The following is a 17,556-nucleotide window of genomic DNA, read 5'->3' as shown; positions in this document are numbered from 1 at the left end:
TTAGAGCTTGTAAGGACTTGAATTTTAAGAGATAATAAGGATAGGTAAAGAAGCAGTTCAGACCAAAATACAGGGGGGATGAAGGATGAGAAGATATTTCAGGCTGTGGGCTGTCCTGTCGGCGGTCATGATGCTTTCAGCGTGCGGGGAAAAGAAAGAAGAACCGACAGTCACAGAAGAGGAAGTGCAGGAGGAAGCATCAGTTTCGGATGGAGCGGAAGCGGCGGAAGAGTCTGCGGATGAAGATTTTCCGGATACAAGGGAAAATGAATCGGGGCAGACCATGACAGACGAGGAATACCAGGAATATCTGGAACGGGCGAATTCCGCCAGATGGCTGGCCTTTGAACTGCCGGAAGGCTGGGTCCGGTACTGCGGCTGAAAGGAACAGGAGAAGATTCGACTCTTTATATGGATATTTACTGGGCGGATGATGATTATCTGTACACAGTAACGGGAATCGCGTTTTACGAAAATGCAGAGGCAGAAGAAAAAATGCGGGAGGGACTGGATGTGATCTGGGAGACGGCAGAACTGGTGCCTTCTGATAAATGGACGATGCCGCAGGCGCGGACAGGAGAATAAACCCGTCTGCATATAAGAAACAGAAATACAGGAGATACATATATGTACACATGGGAAGAAATCGAAGAGCATGTGAACAGCTGCGCAGCCTGTCCTCTCTGCCGGACCAGGAAGCATCCGGTGATGGGGCGGGGCGATCATAAGGGGAAGCTGATGCTGGTGGCGGAGGCGCCGGGCGGACAGGAGGATCTGGCCGGCCTGCCCTTTGTGGGACCGGCCGGAAAGGTCCTGGATGAGCTTCTTGCTTCTGTGGAAATCCGGCGGGAGGATATCTATATCACCAATATCCTGAAATGCCACCCGCCGGGCAACCGGGACCCGCTGGAGCAGGAAAAGGAAGCCTGCATGCCTTATCTCAAATACGAGACCTACCTGATGAAGCCCCGGATTATTGTGTGCCTGGGCCGGGTGGCTGCCCAGAGACTGATCGATCCGGGATACCGGATTACCAGACAGCATGGGACCTGGGTAGAACGGAAAGGATGCTTTATGACGGCGACGTATCATCCGTCAGCATTGCTCCGTGATCCTTCCAAAATGGAGGACGGAAAGCGGGATTTCCAGAGAATTCGTGAAAAACTCCGGGAACTGGGTTTGTAATTAAGAATGTTAACGGGGCAGCGCAGAGAATGCGCTGCCCCTTGTGCGGATTCAGTTTTTGATGAAGACCACCGGGTCGATGCCGGGTGTGGGTTCCACTGGAACAGAAAGGGAATGAATGTGTCCGTCAGCGCCGGATTCAAAACGCACAGGAAGCACTGCGTTCATAAAGGGAAGCGTCATGTCATAGCAGTCATAATGATAATGGGTGAAAAGAGCGTCAAAACCATTCCATTTTCCTGTCAGCGCTCCATCCTTTTCTTCAATGGAGAAACTTCCAAAGCCGGGATTGCTGAAGGAGCCGCAGTATTCGCTGAGAGGATGTGAGGGAGAGGTATCCGGAATTCTGGCTTCTGCGCGCTGCTTCATGCCTTCCAGAGCGCCATTCATCATACCGGTGAAGATCTCCTGATACCGGGCATTCCAGTCGGGAATTTCCCGGACACCGAGCACCTTGTCGGAGAGAAGATTGGAAAGGACATTGACTGAGAAGGAGGAGGTGGCGTTGCTTAAGGCCACCAGGCCGAAGCCGGATTCCGGAAGCAGGGTAAGCTGTGAGGAAAATCCGTTGGTGTTGCCTCCGTGGCTGACCATTTTCTTTCCACGGTAGATATCAGTAAACCAGCAGAGCCCGTAATCAGCAGACTGAAGCTCTTCAAAAGACCAGAAATACGGACTTCCGATCATCTGGCGCGTGTGCATCATATTCAGGTTTTCTCTGGAAATCAGGCGCGTGCCTTCCCATGTGCCGTCGCCAAGCTGGAACAGGGCGTATCTGGCCATGTCGGAGGCGCAGGAGACAATGCCGCCGGCGGGGGCCAGTGCGCCCAGATGCATGTATCCGGATTCTGCCTGGCCTGTGCCGGTGAATACATAGCCTTTGGAAGTGTCGTCGTATTTTGCAAGGGAAGCCATCTCAAAATCAGTGCGTTCCATGCCAAGCTTATCAAAAATCCGTTCTTTTACAAAGGATTCCCAGCTCTGTCCGGACAAGACCTCCACCAGATAACCGGCGATGGTTACCATCTGATTGGAATACTGCAGCACCGTTCGAAAATCGGCGCTTGGCTGCAGATACTGGAAGGTTTCTATCTGGGCTTTCCTGTCTTCCAGAGCGCAGAATGCCACCTGCAGGTCATAGCGGGGGATTCCGGTCCGGTGGCAGAGCAGATCCCGGACAGTTACACGTTCGGCTGTAACCGGGTCCATGAGCTTTAACCAGGGGATATAGGTGCGCACAGGTTTGTCCCAGTCCAGTTTTCCTTCATCAGCCAGCATTCCAAGGGCCAGGGCCGTGAAGGATTTGGTGATGGAGCCGATGGGCATCATGGTGCTGCCGGTCATGGGGAGATCCTTTTCCAGATCCCGTTTTCCATAGCCCCTGGCGTCAAGCAGCCGGCCGTCTTTGACCAGCGCGACGCTCATGCCGGCCACATTCCACTGCTTCAGCAGTTCTTCAAGAATGCCATCCAGTTCATGTAATAAGGTTTCCATACAGTGCCTCCTCTTTCTTTTTCTGCGGCGGAGAGGGACGAATGCCGTTCTGCCGCGCAGGTATTGGGCTTTCAGCCGCAGCAGACAGCTGAAAGAATTGACAGGTTGCATAAATATAGGATCAGGCTCCCGGGTGCCGTCGGTTGACAACAGGATGCCGGATTTTGTAAAATAAAACTGTTATGACAGAGGATCGGAGGTATCAACATGACAGGAGATATCATTCGGCGTTTCCGTCTGGAGCAGGAACTTACCCTGCGTCAGCTTGCGGAACAGGCCGGAGTGACTGACAGTTATCTTTCTCTGCTGGAAACCAATGGAGAAGAGCCGTCTCTCTCTGTTTTAAGAAAGCTTGCAAAGGTATTTGGCCGTCCGGTCACAGCCTTTTTTGAGGAACCATTTCCGGAGCCGTCGATTATCCGGGCGTCCGAGCGGAAGAGCGGGAGTCTTGGGGACAGCGGCTTTTCCTGGGTGATTCTGACGCCGGAGGATCTGAAGGGAGACGCCCACATCACGCTGGTTGAGACACGGCTGGCGCCTGGCATCGTTCTTCGCAGCGGCGGAATGCCGGAGCAGGCCTGTATCTATCTGCGAAAGGGGGCTGTCCGGATTCAGCTGCCAGACACGGATTATCTGATGAGGGCCGGAGACAGCCTTTATCTGCAGCCTTTTGTATCGTTTACAGCAGCCTGTGAGGGAAGTGAACCCGGTTCTGCGGTGACAGCTCTTTCCGGTACCGCCCTTCCCTCTGTGACGGCAGAAAGGAGCAGCCTGTGATCGGTTCCAAAATCCGCCGGTACCGCCTGAAAAAGGGTCTAACCCTGCAGGAGCTGGCAAGAAAAACGACGACAACTGCCGGGTATCTGTCTCAGCTGGAACGGGGGCTGACAGAGCCGTCCCTGGCGACGCTGCGGAAGATAGCGTCGGCTCTCGAAGTTCCGATCTTTACGCTTCTAAATGAAGAGAGCCCGGATGCCTCTCTGGTATCCGCAAGTCACAGGCATCAGATTTCCTTCTCGGATTCCAGCGTAGTATATGAGGTGCTGACGCCTCCTTCGGAATCGGCGTCCGAGGGTCCGGATTTTCTGATGATGACCTTTTTCCTTCCTTCCGGGCGGTTTGGAAGTGAGGAACGGGTGTCCCATGACGCGGAAGAATGCCTGTATCTTACCTCCGGTGTGCTGGAGGTGCTGGTGGGAGAGACTGCATACCGGCTGGAGACGGGAGACAGCATCCGCATTCCCGGGAACGCGCCTCATAATCTTTACAATCCGGGAGAAGAGCCGGCCCGGGGCATCTGCTGCCTGAGTCCGGGGATGTTTGTAAGCACGGTCCGCCCTTAGATTGCAGCCCGGTATCGGAAATCCGGTGTCCTGCTGCAGCGGGGCTGGAGCGCTGTTCAGCCCGGAGCGATTCTCAGCCAATTGCCACGGCAAACAAGCCGGAACAGGTCTCAGTCAATTGTCACGCCGATACCGGGGGTGTCTGTAAGGACTGCGCGTCCTCCTTTATGTTCAAAACCTCCGTGGGCTTTTTTGTCGGACAGAATGTATACGGCATCCAGATCCACCTCTTTGATATTGTCCAGGGCAGCGGCCACATGCATGCCTGCCACATTGGCCAGAGCGCTTTCTCCCATGCAGCCGATCATGCAGCTGACTCCAAAGGATTCTGCTACCGCGTTTATTTTTATGGCATTGTAGATACCGCCGCATTTCATAAGTTTTATGTTGATGAAATCCACTGCCTGCATGGAAGCCAGTCTTGCGGCGTCCACAGGAGTATGGCAGCTCTCATCTGCCGCGATGGGAAGACGGACGGCCTGCCTGATTTCCCGCAGTCCCTCGTAATTCCAGGCGGCGACAGGCTGTTCAATCAGGCCCACATTCAGTTTTTCCAGCTCCGGAATGACTCGAAGGGAGTCCTTGACAGTCCAGCCCTGATTGGCGTCTATCCGCAGGGCAATGGAGGGACCGGCCGCTTTCCGCACGGCCTGCATACGGGCCAGATCTGTTTCTATGTCTTCTCCCAGTTTGATTTTCAGAATCGTAAATCCTTTCTCTATCCATTCCAGGGCCTTTGCAGCCATTGCGTCAGGAGTATCGATGCCGATGGTTACATCGGAATGCACATGTCCGGACTCTCCGCCCAGATACCGGTACAGGGGCATTCCCGCGGCCTTTGCGGCGATATCGTAGCAGGCCATGTCAATGGCGCACTTGATAGCTCCGCAGCCGTTGTAAAGACTGTCCATTCTGCGGTGAATGCCGCCGATGGCTGCCGGATCGCATCCCAGAAGAGCTTTGCGCAGCTCTCTGCCTACAGCCCAGGCGGAATCCAGATTGTCGCCGGTTACAAAGGGCAGGGGAGCGGCTTCCCCGAAGCCAGACAGCCCTTCGTCTGTATCGATTTTCACCAGAAGAGTCTCTATATCTTTGATCTCCGCAAAGGCCACTTTCATGGGCTGTTCAAAACTGAAGGATACTTTTTCAAACTGAATATCTGTAATCTGCATGCTGTGCCCTCCTTTTCTTCTTAAATTTTAGCTCTGTGATTCGCGAAAGTCAATAAATACTAAAATTATTTTAATATTATTAAACAAAAAGCGGGCGGCAGGCAAAGAGTTCTTTTCTTCGTCTGCCGCCTGTTCTATTCCTCTCCAGCCATCTTCAGGCTGAAGATATGCTGTATTACATATTACAGTTCGCGGTTCATCTGATCCAGCAGTCCGGACTTGATCCGGAACAGCTTGTCCGAAAGGTCCACATAGACCTCGTGGGGATTAGTAAGACGTCTGGTCTCTTCCCAGAGCGTATCCTGCTCCTGGGCGCAGTAATCCCGAATTTCCATGACGCTGGGAGAGGTGTAGACGCATTCACCTTTCTGGAAGATGGGCACAAGCAGTTCCCGCATGTGATAGGTGCCGCCTTTGAGCTTCGTCTTCTTCCAGGTCTCGATGGAATCGAAGATCAGGAGATCCTGAGAGCAGTCAAAGCTTTCGTCAGCCAGGGAAATCAGATCGGCGCGGATCTTGCCGGTCTCGTTGTCGTAAATGCGGAAAATAGTCTTGTTGCCCGGGTTCGTGATCTTTTCCGTGTTTTCGGAAAGCTTGATCTTCGGAACGAATTCCCCTTCCTCATCCAGCACGGCTGCCAGCTTGTACACGCCGCCGAAGGCAGGGCAGTCGCTGGAGGTGATCATGTTCGTGCCGACGCCCCAGGAGGTGATGGCCGCGCCCTGGTCCTTCAGACTTGTGATCAGATACTCGTCCAGATCGCTGGAGGCGGAGATGACAGCGTCCGGGAAGCCGGCTTCATCCAGCATCTTCCGGGCTTTCTTTGACATATACGCCAGGTCGCCGCTGTCCAGACGGATGCCGTAGAAGGTCAGCGGGATGCCGGCCTCCCGCATCTCAGTGAAGACGCGGATGGCGTTGGGAACGCCGGACTTCAGGGTGTCGTAGGTGTCCACAAGAAGAATACAGGCGTCCGGATAGAGCTCAGAATATTTTTTGAAGGCCGTGTATTCGTCCGGGAAGCTCATGATCCAGCTGTGGGCATGGGTTCCCTTGACGGGTACGTCAAAAAGCTGACCTGCCAGCACATTCGAAGTGCCGATGCAGCCGCCGATCATGGCGGCGCGGGCTCCGTAGATACCGGCATCCGGACCCTGGGCCCGGCGCAGGCCGAACTCCATGATGCCGTCGCCCTTGGCTGCGTGTACCACCCGGGCCGCCTTGGTGGCGATGAGGCTCTGGTGGTTTACGATAGTCAGAATGGCCGTCTCTATAAGCTGGGCTTCCATAATCGGTGCGATGACCTTGAGAAGGGGTTCCCGCGGAAAGACGACCGTACCCTCGGGAATCGCATAGATGTCGCCGGAAAACCGGAAGCTGCTCAGGTACTCCAGGAAATCCTCGTCAAACAGCTTCAGGCTTCTCAGATAATCGATATCTTCTTTCTGAAAGGTCAGGTTTCTGATATAGTCGATGACCTGGTCGAGGCCGGCTGCGATGGCGAAGCCGCTGCCGGAGGGATTCTTCCGGTAAAAGACGTCGAAGACTACAGTTTCATTGTTCTGGTTTTTGAAATAACCCTGCATCATGGTCAGCTCGTAGAGATCCGTCAGCAGGGTCAGTCTCATGGTACTCATAATATTCACGCTCTCCTTTACAAGTACAGCAGGCGGGAACCGGGAAATCTTCCGGTCCCGTCAGCTGTCTTGACAGTTATGTTTCAATTAAGGGTAGCATATTTACATAAAAATAACAAGCGGAAGAGGCAGTTTTTCGCTTTTTTCATCATACATCTCTTTCCAGTTTTGAAAAATTATTTAAAATGAAAAATTCTTTGCTGAAAATAGTTTGATAAAGATGCTCCGGATAGGAAAACTGCGCAAAAAGACGGCCTCAGAACTCCAGATTAATTTTGGAGAAAAAGCAGGAAATATTTGTTGACAAATCAACATATTGGTGCTATTATCCAGTTTGTTGACAAATCAACATAAAAAACGGGCGTCTGCCGGGATGGGCGGCGCTTCACGAAAATCTGGAGGATTTTATCATGGTATTTGAGACGATTGCAAAGCTGCTGGCTGACAGACTGGACTGCGAGGCTTCTGCTATTAAGGCAGATGATACATTTCACGATCTGGGAATCGATTCCCTGGATACGGTAGACCTTCTGATGAATCTGGAGGATGAGCTGGGAATCAGCATCGAGCTGGACGAGAAGGTTGAGACCGTAGGAGAGCTGGCAGAGCTGATCGAGAAGAAGCAGCAGGAGCAGGCTTAAGAGACATAAGCCGGAAGAGGAAAGGAAAATTGATATGTTAAAGACGCCGATTTGTGAGATGCTGGGAATTCAGTACCCGGTATTTCAGGGCGGCATGGCATGGATTGCGGACGGCCGTCTCGCGGCCGCAGTGTCAAATGGCGGAGGCCTTGGCATTGTAGCTGCGGGAAACGCGCCGGCTGACGTGGTAAGGGAGGAGATCCGCACGGCGAAATCTCTGACGGATAAGCCCTTTGGCGTCAACATCATGCTCATGAGCCCCTTTGCAGATGAAATTGCAGAGCTTGTATGCGAAGAAAAGGTTGCCGTAGTGACTACAGGAGCCGGCAATCCTTCTAAATATATGAAGGCCTGGAAGGAGGCGGGAATCCATGTGATTCCGGTAGTGCCTTCTGTGGCCATGGCGAAGCTGATGACGAGACTGGGAGCAAGCGCGGTCATCGCCGAGGGCGGCGAGAGCGGCGGCCATGTGGGCGAACTGACGACTATGGTGCTGGTGCCCCTTGTGTGCGACGCGACGGATCTCCCCGTGATCGCGGCAGGCGGCATCGCGGACGGCCGGGGCGTGGCTGCGGCCTTTATGCTGGGAGCCTGCGGCGTTCAGGTAGGAACCCGTTTCTTAAGCGCGAAGGAGTGTTCCATCCATCCGACTTATAAGGACAGAATCCTGCACGCGACGGACCTGTGCACCACCGTGACAGGAAAGCGCCTGGGCCATCCGGTGCGCAGTCTGCGGACACAGTTCGCAAGAGATTACACAAAGGCAGAGTTCGGCGGAATGCCGGATGACGAACTGGAGCAGCTCGGCGTGGGAGCTCTCCGGAAGGCTGTCAAGGAAGGCGACATGGAAAAGGGCTGTTTCCTGGCAGGCCAGGCGGCGGCTTTCGTGAAGAAAGAACAGCCGGCGGCGGAGATTGTCCGTGAGCTCATCGAGGGAGCGGAGCCGGTTCTGAAGGGAGCCTGCAAATGGGTAAAATAGCGTTTGTATTTTCCGGACAGGGCGCCCAGCACACAGGCATGGGGAAGGAGCTTTCCGAGCAGAATCCCGCAGCGGCAGAGATTTTCCGGAAGGCGGATGCCATCCGTCCGGGCACCTCAGAGCAGTGCTTTGAGGGAAGCGATGAGATTTTAAGTGTAACAAAAAATACGCAGCCCTGCCTGTTTGCCATGGAAATGGCGGCGGCAGCGGCTTTAAAGGACGCCGGAATCCAGGCGGACATGGCGGCCGGCTTTTCCCTCGGAGAGCTTGCCGCGCTGGCCTTTGCCGGAATGGCGGATTTTGAGACCATGTTTTCCCTGGTCTGCAAAAGAGGAGAACTGATGCAGGAGGCTGCGGAGCGCACGCCTGCTGCCATGGCGGCTGTCGTAAAGCTGACCGCGGATCAGGTAAAGGAAATCTGCGGCGGTTTTTCTGAAGTCTATCCGGTGAACTTTAACTGTCCGGGTCAGGTGTCTGTATCAGGAAAGGCAGAAGAGATGAAAGCCTTCGGCGAGGCGGTGAAAGCAGCCGGGGGACGCATGATTCCTCTGAAGGTAAAGGGCGGCTTCCACTCCCCGTTTATGGAGACGGCCGCGAAAGCTTTTAGGGAAGAGCTGTCCGGAATTTCCGTGAAAGCGCCGGAGATTCCTGTATACGCCAACCGCACAGCGGCCCCCTATCCGGGAGAAGGCCGTGAGACGGAAATGAAAGAGCTTCTGGCCGGACAGATCATTTCTCCGGTACAGTGGGAGCAGACTATCCGCAGCATGATCGCTGACGGGGCCGATACTTTTGTGGAAATCGGGCCGGGAGAGACTCTCTGCGGGATGATTAAGAGAATTGATAAAAATGTGAGAACCTTCCCGGTGGAGGATATCAAAGGAATAAAAACAATGGAGGCAGCTGTATGTTAAAGGGAAAGATCGCGATTGTGACAGGCGGTTCCCGCGGAATCGGCGCCGCAGTGGTGCAGGAGCTGGCTTCTCAGGGAGCGGATGTGGCTGTCATCTATGCGGGGAACCAGGAGCTGGCGGAGAAGGTCTGCCAGGATTGCCGTGACAGGTACGGCGTGAGAGCCGGAAGCTACTGCTGCAACGTGGCGGACTTTGAGGCGGCGAAGGAGACAGTCGCTAAGATCAAAGAAGATTTCGGCAGGGTGGATATCCTGATCAACAATGCGGGAATTACGAGAGATAAGCTGATCCTCATGATGAAGGAAGAGGATTTCGACGCTGTTCTGAATACGAACCTGAAGGGCGCGTTCAACATGATCCGGCACTGCAGCAGTCTCTTTATCCGGAATAAGGGCGGAAGAATCGTGAATGTATCTTCTGTGGTAGGACTTCACGGAAACGCCGGCCAGAGCAATTACGCCGCGTCCAAGGCAGGCATCATCGGCCTGACCAAATCTGTGGCGAAGGAGCTGGCCGCAAAGAATGTGCTCTGCAACGCGGTGGCGCCCGGTTTTATTGAAACCGATATGACGAAGGAACTGTCTGGGGCAGAGGAGTCCTGGATGAGCATGATTCCACTGGGAAGGGCCGGGGCTGCCCGGGAAGTGGCGAAGGCTGTGGTCTTCCTGGCGGACGCGGATTATATCACAGGAGAAGTGCTGCGGGTAGACGGCGGCATGGGTATGTAAAGAGGAGCAGAAGTTATGAATCAGATAAATCGCAGAGTGGTAGTCACCGGACTTGGAGCCATCTCCCCTGTGGGAAATGATGTGAAAACAAGCTGGGATAACCTGGTTTCCGGCGTGCACGGAATCGGGCCGATTACCCGTTTTGATACGACAGAATATAAGGCAAAGCTGGCGGCTGAGGTAAGGAACTTCGATGCCAGACAGTACATGGAAAAGGCGGAGACCTTAAGAAGCGATCTCTATGCCCAGTACGCCCTTGCTTCCGCCTGCCAGGCAGTGGAGGAGAGCGGCATCCTGGGAACGGTGGACCCGGAGCGCTTTGCCGTCTATTTTGGTTCCGGCATCGGAGGAATCAACACCTTTACCAGAGAACACAAGAAGCTTCTGGACCGGGGACCGTCCAGGGTATCCCCGTATTTCATCCCGATGATGATTGCAAATATGGGGGCGGGCATGATTGCCATCCGTTTCAACTGCCAGGGAGCGGCCCTTCCGGCTGTGACGGCCTGTGCTTCCGGCTCCAACGCCATCGGCGAGGCAGTGCGCGCCATCCGCCACGGCTATGCGGACGCAGTGATTTCCGGAGGAGCAGAAGCTTCCATCAATGAGTGCGGCGTGGCGGGCTTTATCAATATGCAGGCCCTTTCCGTATCAGACAATATCGACGCGGCTTCTCTGCCCTTTGACAGGCGGCGCGCAGGCTTTATCATCGGTGAGGGAGCAGCGGCCCTGGTGCTGGAGGAGTATGAACATGCGGTAAAACGCGGCGCGAAGATCTATGGAGAGATCAGCGGTTACGGTTCCACCTGCGACGCTTATCATATTACAGCGCCCCTTCCGGACGCGGCAGGCGGAGCAAGAGCCATGAAGCAGGCTCTGGAGGAGTCTGGCTATACGGGTGAAGAGAAGCTTTATATCAATGCCCACGGCACGGGAACCCCTCTGAATGATTCCGGTGAGACCATTGCCATCAAGACGGCTCTGGGTGAGGAGAAGGCCCGCGCTTCCTATGTGAGCTCTACGAAGTCCATGACGGGACATATGCTGGGCGCGGCCGGAGCCATGGAGGCTGTCGTCTGCCTGAAGGTTCTGGAGACAGGCATCATTCCGCCTACGCTGAATCTTCTGGAGCCGGACCCGGCCTGCGACCTGAATTATGTGCCGAATCAGGCGGTGAAGGCTGATATTGATCTGTGTCTTTCCAATTCTCTTGGTTTTGGCGGACACAATGCATGTCTTGCGTTTAGGAAGGTGTAAGTTATGAATGAAGCAGAGATCAGAAAATACGCGTCCCTGATGAGGGAACTGGATCTGACAGGAATAGAGATTGATGAAAAGAACGGCGTTATCCGCCTGGAAAGAGAGAAGGATTCCGCAGAGAGCGGTTCCTTCTTCTCCGGCGCGGGAGCTGTTTCGGAAAGCGGAATGGCTTCCGGAGCGCAGGGATATGCCGGAGCGCCTGCGGCTGCAGGCTCCATGGCGGCGCCGGAGAACGGAAGTCCGGCGGTATCTGCTGCCGGGGCCGGTGAGCATCCGGGCATGGGAATTCTGGACAGCGTGAAATCCCCCACGGTGGGCGTCTTTTACGCGGCTCCCGCAGAAAACGCGGACCCCTTTGTGAAAGTGGGAGACGTGGTGCATAAAGGAAGCGTGCTGTGCATCATTGAGGCTATGAAGCTGATGAATGAGGTAGTGGCTGAGAAGGACGGCGTGATTGAGGCAGTCTGCGCGGAAAACGGCCAGGTAGTGGAATACGGAACGGAGCTGTTCCGGATAAAGGAGCTGAGCGCATGACAAAGGAAGAGATTAAAACAATTCTGCCCCACAGGGATGCCATGCTGCTTCTGGACGAGGTGGTTCAGGAAGATGACACCGCGGTGGGAAGCCTCCATATTAAGGGAGACGAGTGGTTCCTTCAGGGGCATTTCCCGGGAAATCCGGTGGTGCCGGGGGTGATTCTCTGCGAAATTCTGGCCCAGTCCTCCTGTATTCTGTTAAAGGATGAGATGACGGAGGAAAAGCTTCCCATGTATACGGGAATGAATCATGTCAAATTCCGTTCTCCCGTAAAGCCGGGAGATACGTTTACCACCCGCTGTCGCATTAAGCGGTCCAAGGGCCCCTTCTATTTTGCGGAGGGCAGCGGTTATGTGGATGGAAAGCTCTGCGTGCAGGGCGAATTTTCCTTTGCGGTAGTGCCAAAGGAAAAGGCCTGAGAGCGTTCAGGCCGCTGTGAGTGAAGTGAACAGTAACCATTCGGGAGGAGCAGCTATGTTTACAAAGATATTGATTGCCAACAGAGGCGAGATAGCCGTCCGGATCATCCGGGCCTGCAAGGAAATGGGAGTGGCGTCGGTGGCGGTCTATTCGGAGGCCGACCGGGAGACGCTCCATACGGCTCTTGCGGATGAAAGTATCTGCATCGGCCCGGCATCCGCGTCAGACAGCTATCTGAACGCGGAACGGATTATCAGCGCGGCTCTGGCCACGGGTGCGGCTGCCATCCACCCGGGCTATGGTTTCCTGTCGGAAAACAGGGAATTTGCCCAGCTTTGTGAAAAGAACGGCATTGCTTTTATCGGTCCGTCTGTTGAGACGATGAAAGCCTTAAGTGACAAAGCCGAGAGCAAGGCCATGATGAAAAAAGCAGGACTTCCGGTTATTCCGGGCACAGAAGCCTTAAGCGGCCTGGAAGAGGCCCTGAAAGAAGCGGAGTCCATCGGGTATCCTGTAATGCTGAAAGCCCGCTCCGGCGGAGGCGGAAGAGGAATCCGCGTAATCCGCACACCGGAGGAGCTGGAGAAGGCTTACGCCACGGCGGAGGCCGAGAGCAAGGCCGCCTTTGGAGACGGGGCCCTGTATCTGGAGAAATATATATATCCTGCCCGCCATATTGAGGTGCAGATTCTGGCGGATGAATCGGGACAGGTACTCTGCCTGGGCGAGCGGGACTGTTCTGTGCAGAGACGCCACCAGAAGCTGATTGAGGAATCGCCCTCTCCGGCGGTGGACGCGGCTCAGAGAGAAAAGCTGACTGCCCTGGTGCGGGAGTCGGTTCCGAAGATTGGATATGTGGGAGCGGGAACTCTGGAGTTTCTGCTGGACCCGCAGGGAAATTTCTGGTTCATGGAGATGAATCTGCGCCTTCAGGTAGAGCATGGCGTGACGGAAATGCTTACCGGCGTAGATCTGGTAAAATGGCAGATCCGCACGGCGGCCGGAATCGCCCTGAAACAGAAGCAGGAAGAGATTCCCATGTCCGGTTCCTGTATCGAGTGCCGGATTAACGCCCGCTCCACAGGCAGGATTACGGCGCTTCATATACCGGGCGGACCCTTTGTGCGCTTTGATACCTACCTGGTGCAGGGAGTGGAGATTACGCCTTTCTATGATCCTCTCCTGGGCAAGCTGATTGTCTATGCGGGAACCCGAGAGGAAGCTGTGAGAAAGATGAAGGCGGCTCTCTGCGAGCTGGTGATTGAGGGAGTGGAGACAAACCTGGAGGAACAGCTGGCCCTTGTAGGCGAGGCGGAATTCTCCGATGGAACCTATGATTTACGCTTTATGGAAAGCAGGTGAGACCGAATATGCCTATCTTAAATTTCAGACGCCGTCCTCAGAATGAGCTGGAAAGAGGGGGACGTTCCAGAGCGCGGGCCGACCAGACAGATCCGGAAAGCTCATGCCCCAACTGTCACAGATCCTGGCCGGTCAGCAGCGTGTGGGCCAATTTTAATACCTGTCCCGGCTGCGGCTGGCATTACCGGACGGGGGCCAGACAGAGAATCAGCTTCACGGTGGATGAGGGCTCTTTTGAGGAGATGTTTTCAGATATCGTATCCACGGACCCGCTGAAATTTCCGGGTTACGCAAAGAAGCTGTCTGTGGTGCGGGCAGCCAGCAATGAAAAGGAAGCGGTGGTCTGCGGTACGGCTTCCATAGGAAGGCAGAAATGCTGCCTGTTTGTAATGGAGCCTCAGTTTATGATGGGGAGCATGGGAGCAGCCGTAGGTGAGAAAATCACCCGGCTTTTTGAGTATGCCACGGAGCAGGGGCTGCCGGTGGTAGGATTTACCGTGTCCGGAGGAGCCCGGATGCAGGAGGGCCTGTTTTCTCTGATGCAGATGGCAAAGACCAGCGGCGCTGTCTTAAGGCACAGCGAAGCGGGACTTCTGTACATGCCGGTTCTCACGAGCCCTACGCTGGGAGGCGTGACGGCCAGCTTTGCCATGGAAGGGGATATTATTCTGGCGGAGCCGGGAGCTACTGTTGGCTTCGCGGGCGCCAGGGTTGTGGAGCAGACCACCCGCAAAGCCCTGCCCAAGGGTTTTCAGACGGCGGAGTCCATGCTGGAGCACGGCTTTGTGGACGCAATTGTGCCCAGAGACAGGCAGCGTAAGGTTATCGCCCAGCTTCTGAGGCTTCACACAGGAGGCGCGAAATGAACAGAACAGCCTATGACAGTGTAAAGATTGCCCGGGGAAATAACCGTCCCACAGGGCTTGACTATATCAAAGAGATTTTTACAGAGTTTTTTGAACTGCACGGGGATCGGCGCTTTGCGGATGATCCGGCTGTGACGGGGGGCGTAGCGCGCCTTTCCGGCCGTCCTGTGACAGTGATTGCCATTGAGAAAGGCCATACCGTGAAAGAGCGGGCGGCCCGTTTCTTTGGAGCGCCGGGGCCGGAGGGATACCGGAAGGCTCTGCGTCTGATGAAGCAGGCGGAAAAATTCGGCCGTCCCGTGATCTGCTTTGTGGATACCTCAGGAGCATACTGCGGAGTGGGAGCGGAAGAGCGGGGACAGGGCCAGGCTATCGCGGAAAACCTGATGACGATGATGAGTCTTTCCGTTCCGGTGATTTCCGTTCTGATCGGAGAAGGCGGAAGCGGCGGAGCGCTGGCTCTGGCTGTGGCAGACAGGGTCTGGATGCTGGAAAATGCCATCTATTCGGTGATTTCTCCCGAGGGCTGCGCAAGTATCCTCTGGAAAGACGCAAAGAAAGCAGGGGAAGCCGCGGCCTGCCTGAAGCTGACGGCTCAGGACGCGCAGAAATTCGGATTTGTGGAAGAAGTTATTTCAGAGGAACAGCTTGGACAGCCGCTTTTCTACGCGGATCTTGGCCGGAAACTGAAGGAAGAGCTTGGAAAGCTGTCTGAGCTGGAGGTGTCCGGCTTGAAAGAACAGCGCTATGAGAGATTCCGGGCTTTTGGAAGGAGCAGTTTATGAGTATTGCACAGAACTTTTTTAAGGAAACGATAGATGAAAACGGCTGCCTGACAGACATTCAGGCGCACTGGCCGGAGAATTTCAATTTCGGCTATGACGTGGTGGATGCGATTGCGCAGGAGACGCCGGATAAGCGCGCCCTGGTCTGGTGCAATACGGAGAATGAGGAGCATATTTTCACGTTCGGAGATATCCGGGAGCAGAGCAGCCGCGCTGCATGCGCGCTTCTGAAAGCGGGAGTGAAGAGAGGTGACCGGGTGATGCTGGCGCTGAAGCGTCATTACGAATACTGGTTTATCTCCATAGCCCTTCACAAGATAGGGGCCGTGATGATACCGGTGACCCATATGCTGACCACGGAAGACTTTATCTACCGGATTCGCAGCGCGAAGGTAAAGGCTGTGATCTGCACTCCGATGGATGAGGTGCCGGAAAAGGTAAAAGCGGCTGTGGAGGAATTGAACGCGGACTGTCTGCTGTGGACAGTGAAGGAGACGGTTCCCGGCTTTGAAAACTTTTCAGAGGCCTGCAGGACAGCCTCCCCAGAGCTGGAAAGACAGGAGACAAAAGCAACAGACCATATGGTGATGTACTTCACTTCCGGAACCTCCGGCTATCCCAAGGGAGTCATTCACGACTTTACGTATCCGCTGGCTCATTATGTGACGGCCCGCTACTGGCAGCAGGCCGAGGACGGAGGCCTTCATTTTACCATTTCCGAGACAGGATGGGCAAAAGCCTCCTGGGGAAAGCTGTACGGACAGTGGCTTGCAGGCGCGGCGGTCATGGTTTATGACTTTGACAATTTTGAGCCGAAGCAGCTGGCATCCGTCATCAACCGTTATGGGGTAACATCTTTTTGTGCTCCGCCCACGGTTTACCGTTATCTGACGAGAAAGGACGCCCCTGCCGTTCCGGGTCTGAAGCAGGCTGTGACTGCAGGCGAGTATCTGAGTCCCGAAGTATTCGAAAAATTCCGGGATCAGACAGGACTCACTCTCCGGGAGGGCTACGGACAGACGGAGACCACGCTTCTGCTGGCCAATTTCCGCGGAGAGGATTCCAGGGCCGGTTCCCTGGGAAAGCCCTCGCCCATGTACGAGATTGCGCTGCTGGGAAAAGACGGAAAGCCCGTTCCGGATGGAGAAATCGGGGAAGTGTGCGTGGTTCCCAAGGATGGAAAGCGGCCCCTTGGAATTTTCTGCGCATACCTGGACAATGAAGAGAAATACCGCGAGGTCTGGAGAGGCGGCGTGTACCACACAGGCGACGCGGTTTGGCGGGATGAAGATGGATATTTCTGGTTTCACGGACGCTTTGATGATATCATCAAGAGCGGCGGATTCCGTATTGGGCCTTATGAAGTGGAAAATGTACTGATGAAGCATCCGGCTGTGGCCGAGTGCAGCGTCATCGGCGTTCCCGACAAGCTCCGCGGGCAGGCCATCAAGGCGATCATCGTTCCTGCCTCCGGTTATGCGCCATCCAGACAGCTGGATAAGGAAATCCGGGAATTCTGCAATTCGGAGCTGGCCGAGTACAAATGGGTGCGGCTGATTGAGTTTGTGGATGAGATGCCGAAGACCATCAGCGGCAAGATCCGGAAGGCGAAGCTTCGCGAGGAAAGCGCGAAAGCAGCCGGTTGAAGAGCCGGGAAAAGGGTGTTATAATAAAACTGCTCCTTGTACACTGACGCTATGGAGGGTTCTGCGGCTCCGGACGGAATGGAAAGGACCGCTTTGTGAAAACAGGAAGGTACATTTGCAGTATGAGAGACAGGTTTGAGCTTTTTACGATGGCAGTTACGCGCGCTTACAAGTATGTTCAGCAGATCAAAAAGCATGAGAGCGCCACCTTTGGGATCAAGGGAATCCATGTGATGTGCATGGTGGCTCTGGGAAAGAGCGAAGAAGGGCTCACTGTAACAGAGCTTTCCGCCAGGTGCTGCGAAGATAAGGCCGCCATTTCCAGGACAGTGGACAATCTTGCGGAAAAAGGATATGTCGCCTACGAAGAGACGGAAGCGAAGCGCCGGTGGCGCACCAAGGTCACGCTCACTGACAAAGGCAGAGAGATTGCCAAAGGAGTAGATGAGCTCATAGAGGATATTGTAACAAAAATAAGAGGCGACCTCACGACAGAACAGGAGGCGGCCTTTTACAGAGTGTTTTCTGCCATCAATGACAGGCTGGCAGAGTATTGTGAAATGCTGGAAGCGAGGTGAAGGCACCCC

General features: G+C 54.8%; 20 protein-coding genes. 17 read left to right on the top strand and 3 right to left on the bottom strand.

Annotated features, from left to right (window positions below; translation table 11 throughout):
- The first annotated feature begins 85 nt into the window (after nucleotides 1-85).
- The 3 genes from B5E82_RS05880 to B5E82_RS05875 are packed head-to-tail and all read left to right on the top strand — an operon-like array spanning nucleotide 86 to nucleotide 1,185.
- A complete protein-coding gene (locus B5E82_RS05880; protein ID WP_087306643.1) occupies nucleotides 86-382 on the top strand; it encodes a hypothetical protein in 297 nt (98 codons plus the stop codon).
- A 29-nt stretch (nucleotides 383-411) separates the two neighbouring features.
- On the top strand, nucleotides 412-585 hold the full coding sequence (locus tag B5E82_RS18100) for a hypothetical protein (RefSeq protein ID WP_162610722.1): 174 nt from the start codon (nucleotides 412-414) through the stop codon (nucleotides 583-585).
- A 42-nt stretch (nucleotides 586-627) separates the two neighbouring features.
- Entirely contained in the window at nucleotides 628-1,185 is a 558-nt protein-coding gene (locus B5E82_RS05875; protein WP_087306642.1) for a uracil-DNA glycosylase, read from the top strand.
- A 51-nt stretch (nucleotides 1,186-1,236) separates the two neighbouring features.
- Here the strand turns inward: B5E82_RS05875 and B5E82_RS05870 are convergent, their stop codons facing one another.
- Nucleotides 1,237-2,679 (bottom strand): serine hydrolase, encoded by a 1,443-nt coding sequence (locus tag B5E82_RS05870; protein WP_162610721.1) that lies wholly within the window; start codon nucleotides 2,677-2,679, stop codon nucleotides 1,237-1,239.
- A 207-nt stretch (nucleotides 2,680-2,886) separates the two neighbouring features.
- Between B5E82_RS05870 and B5E82_RS05865 the strand changes: the two genes are divergently transcribed.
- Both B5E82_RS05865 and B5E82_RS05860 read left to right on the top strand, forming a co-directional pair.
- Complete coding sequence (locus tag B5E82_RS05865) at nucleotides 2,887-3,456, top strand: XRE family transcriptional regulator (RefSeq protein WP_087306640.1); 570 nt, start codon at nucleotides 2,887-2,889, stop codon at nucleotides 3,454-3,456.
- Nucleotides 3,453-4,022 (top strand): helix-turn-helix domain-containing protein, encoded by a 570-nt coding sequence (locus tag B5E82_RS05860; protein ID WP_087306639.1) that lies wholly within the window; start codon nucleotides 3,453-3,455, stop codon nucleotides 4,020-4,022. Before B5E82_RS05865 ends, B5E82_RS05860 begins: the two co-directional genes overlap by 4 nt.
- Nucleotides 4,023-4,132: 110 nt before the next feature.
- Here the strand turns inward: B5E82_RS05860 and B5E82_RS05855 are convergent, their stop codons facing one another.
- On the bottom strand, nucleotides 4,133-5,194 hold the full coding sequence (locus B5E82_RS05855) for a mandelate racemase/muconate lactonizing enzyme family protein (protein ID WP_087306638.1): 1,062 nt from the start codon (nucleotides 5,192-5,194) through the stop codon (nucleotides 4,133-4,135).
- 182 nt (nucleotides 5,195-5,376) lie between these two features.
- Nucleotides 5,377-6,831 (bottom strand): nicotinate phosphoribosyltransferase, encoded by a 1,455-nt coding sequence (locus B5E82_RS05850; protein WP_087306637.1) that lies wholly within the window; start codon nucleotides 6,829-6,831, stop codon nucleotides 5,377-5,379.
- Nucleotides 6,832-7,241: 410 nt separating this feature from the next.
- Between B5E82_RS05850 and B5E82_RS05845 the strand changes: the two genes are divergently transcribed.
- From B5E82_RS05845 to B5E82_RS05790, 12 genes are all read left to right on the top strand, one after another.
- Complete coding sequence (locus B5E82_RS05845; protein WP_087306636.1) at nucleotides 7,242-7,472, top strand: acyl carrier protein; 231 nt, start codon at nucleotides 7,242-7,244, stop codon at nucleotides 7,470-7,472.
- Between the two features lie 34 nt (nucleotides 7,473-7,506).
- Nucleotides 7,507-8,451 carry an enoyl-[acyl-carrier-protein] reductase FabK gene (fabK, locus tag B5E82_RS05840; RefSeq protein WP_087306635.1) on the top strand — a complete coding sequence of 315 codons (945 nt, stop codon included), beginning with the start codon at nucleotides 7,507-7,509 and terminating at the stop codon, nucleotides 8,449-8,451.
- Nucleotides 8,439-9,365 carry an ACP S-malonyltransferase gene (fabD, locus tag B5E82_RS05835; protein ID WP_087306634.1) on the top strand — a complete coding sequence of 309 codons (927 nt, stop codon included), beginning with the start codon at nucleotides 8,439-8,441 and terminating at the stop codon, nucleotides 9,363-9,365. The genes fabK and fabD overlap by 13 nt, the downstream gene beginning before the upstream one ends.
- Nucleotides 9,359-10,093: a 3-oxoacyl-[acyl-carrier-protein] reductase gene (fabG, locus tag B5E82_RS05830; RefSeq protein WP_087306633.1), complete on the top strand. Its 735-nt coding sequence runs from the start codon at nucleotides 9,359-9,361 to the stop codon at nucleotides 10,091-10,093. The genes fabD and fabG overlap by 7 nt, the downstream gene beginning before the upstream one ends.
- Nucleotides 10,094-10,117: 24 nt before the next feature.
- Nucleotides 10,118-11,350 carry a beta-ketoacyl-ACP synthase II gene (fabF, locus tag B5E82_RS05825; RefSeq protein ID WP_206415643.1) on the top strand — a complete coding sequence of 411 codons (1,233 nt, stop codon included), beginning with the start codon at nucleotides 10,118-10,120 and terminating at the stop codon, nucleotides 11,348-11,350.
- Between the two features lie 3 nt (nucleotides 11,351-11,353).
- Nucleotides 11,354-11,887 carry an acetyl-CoA carboxylase biotin carboxyl carrier protein gene (locus B5E82_RS05820; protein ID WP_087306631.1) on the top strand — a complete coding sequence of 178 codons (534 nt, stop codon included), beginning with the start codon at nucleotides 11,354-11,356 and terminating at the stop codon, nucleotides 11,885-11,887.
- Nucleotides 11,884-12,309, top strand: coding sequence for a 3-hydroxyacyl-ACP dehydratase FabZ family protein (locus B5E82_RS05815; RefSeq protein ID WP_087306630.1), 426 nt, complete (start codon nucleotides 11,884-11,886; stop codon nucleotides 12,307-12,309). Before B5E82_RS05820 ends, B5E82_RS05815 begins: the two co-directional genes overlap by 4 nt.
- A gap of 55 nt (nucleotides 12,310-12,364) precedes the next feature.
- The gene (locus tag B5E82_RS05810; RefSeq protein ID WP_087306629.1) at nucleotides 12,365-13,672 is read left to right on the top strand and encodes an acetyl-CoA carboxylase biotin carboxylase subunit; all 1,308 of its coding nucleotides are present in this window, start codon (nucleotides 12,365-12,367) and stop codon (nucleotides 13,670-13,672) included.
- Nucleotides 13,673-13,680: 8 nt separating this feature from the next.
- Nucleotides 13,681-14,538: an acetyl-CoA carboxylase carboxyltransferase subunit beta gene (locus tag B5E82_RS05805; protein ID WP_087306628.1), complete on the top strand. Its 858-nt coding sequence runs from the start codon at nucleotides 13,681-13,683 to the stop codon at nucleotides 14,536-14,538.
- The gene (locus B5E82_RS05800; protein ID WP_087306627.1) at nucleotides 14,535-15,323 is read left to right on the top strand and encodes an acetyl-CoA carboxylase carboxyltransferase subunit alpha; all 789 of its coding nucleotides are present in this window, start codon (nucleotides 14,535-14,537) and stop codon (nucleotides 15,321-15,323) included. Before B5E82_RS05805 ends, B5E82_RS05800 begins: the two co-directional genes overlap by 4 nt.
- Complete coding sequence (locus B5E82_RS05795) at nucleotides 15,320-16,969, top strand: AMP-binding protein (protein WP_087306626.1); 1,650 nt, start codon at nucleotides 15,320-15,322, stop codon at nucleotides 16,967-16,969. The genes B5E82_RS05800 and B5E82_RS05795 overlap by 4 nt, the downstream gene beginning before the upstream one ends.
- A 122-nt stretch (nucleotides 16,970-17,091) precedes the next feature.
- Nucleotides 17,092-17,547 carry a MarR family winged helix-turn-helix transcriptional regulator gene (locus B5E82_RS05790; RefSeq protein ID WP_087306625.1) on the top strand — a complete coding sequence of 152 codons (456 nt, stop codon included), beginning with the start codon at nucleotides 17,092-17,094 and terminating at the stop codon, nucleotides 17,545-17,547.
- Nucleotides 17,548-17,556 lie beyond the last annotated feature (9 nt).

This window comes from Lachnoclostridium sp. An138 (genome assembly GCF_002160765.1).
Taxonomy (GTDB): domain Bacteria; phylum Bacillota; class Clostridia; order Lachnospirales; family Lachnospiraceae; genus Laedolimicola; species Laedolimicola faecalis.
Note: the sequence above shows the minus strand (reverse complement) of the source record. Positions and strands in the feature narration are given on the sequence as shown.

What these genes read in the sequence shown, in the direction of transcription:
- B5E82_RS05880 (WP_087306643.1), top strand. Translation starts at nt 86, where the DNA reads ATGAGAAGATATTTCAGGCTGTGGGCTGTCCTGTCGGCGGTCATGATG.
- B5E82_RS18100 (WP_162610722.1), top strand. Translation starts at nt 412, where the DNA reads ATGGATATTTACTGGGCGGATGATGATTATCTGTACACAGTAACGGGA.
- B5E82_RS05875 (WP_087306642.1), top strand. Translation starts at nt 628, where the DNA reads ATGTACACATGGGAAGAAATCGAAGAGCATGTGAACAGCTGCGCAGCC.
- B5E82_RS05870 (WP_162610721.1), bottom strand. Translation starts at nt 2,679, where the DNA reads ATGGAAACCTTATTACATGAACTGGATGGCATTCTTGAAGAACTGCTG.
- B5E82_RS05865 (WP_087306640.1), top strand. Translation starts at nt 2,887, where the DNA reads ATGACAGGAGATATCATTCGGCGTTTCCGTCTGGAGCAGGAACTTACC.
- B5E82_RS05855 (WP_087306638.1), bottom strand. Translation starts at nt 5,194, where the DNA reads ATGCAGATTACAGATATTCAGTTTGAAAAAGTATCCTTCAGTTTTGAA.
- B5E82_RS05850 (WP_087306637.1), bottom strand. Translation starts at nt 6,831, where the DNA reads ATGAGTACCATGAGACTGACCCTGCTGACGGATCTCTACGAGCTGACC.
- B5E82_RS05845 (WP_087306636.1), top strand. Translation starts at nt 7,242, where the DNA reads ATGGTATTTGAGACGATTGCAAAGCTGCTGGCTGACAGACTGGACTGC.
- fabK (WP_087306635.1), top strand. Translation starts at nt 7,507, where the DNA reads ATGTTAAAGACGCCGATTTGTGAGATGCTGGGAATTCAGTACCCGGTA.
- fabD (WP_087306634.1), top strand. Translation starts at nt 8,439, where the DNA reads ATGGGTAAAATAGCGTTTGTATTTTCCGGACAGGGCGCCCAGCACACA.
- fabG (WP_087306633.1), top strand. Translation starts at nt 9,359, where the DNA reads ATGTTAAAGGGAAAGATCGCGATTGTGACAGGCGGTTCCCGCGGAATC.
- B5E82_RS05820 (WP_087306631.1), top strand. Translation starts at nt 11,354, where the DNA reads ATGAATGAAGCAGAGATCAGAAAATACGCGTCCCTGATGAGGGAACTG.
- B5E82_RS05815 (WP_087306630.1), top strand. Translation starts at nt 11,884, where the DNA reads ATGACAAAGGAAGAGATTAAAACAATTCTGCCCCACAGGGATGCCATG.
- B5E82_RS05810 (WP_087306629.1), top strand. Translation starts at nt 12,365, where the DNA reads ATGTTTACAAAGATATTGATTGCCAACAGAGGCGAGATAGCCGTCCGG.
- B5E82_RS05805 (WP_087306628.1), top strand. Translation starts at nt 13,681, where the DNA reads ATGCCTATCTTAAATTTCAGACGCCGTCCTCAGAATGAGCTGGAAAGA.
- B5E82_RS05800 (WP_087306627.1), top strand. Translation starts at nt 14,535, where the DNA reads ATGAACAGAACAGCCTATGACAGTGTAAAGATTGCCCGGGGAAATAAC.
- B5E82_RS05795 (WP_087306626.1), top strand. Translation starts at nt 15,320, where the DNA reads ATGAGTATTGCACAGAACTTTTTTAAGGAAACGATAGATGAAAACGGC.
- B5E82_RS05790 (WP_087306625.1), top strand. Translation starts at nt 17,092, where the DNA reads ATGAGAGACAGGTTTGAGCTTTTTACGATGGCAGTTACGCGCGCTTAC.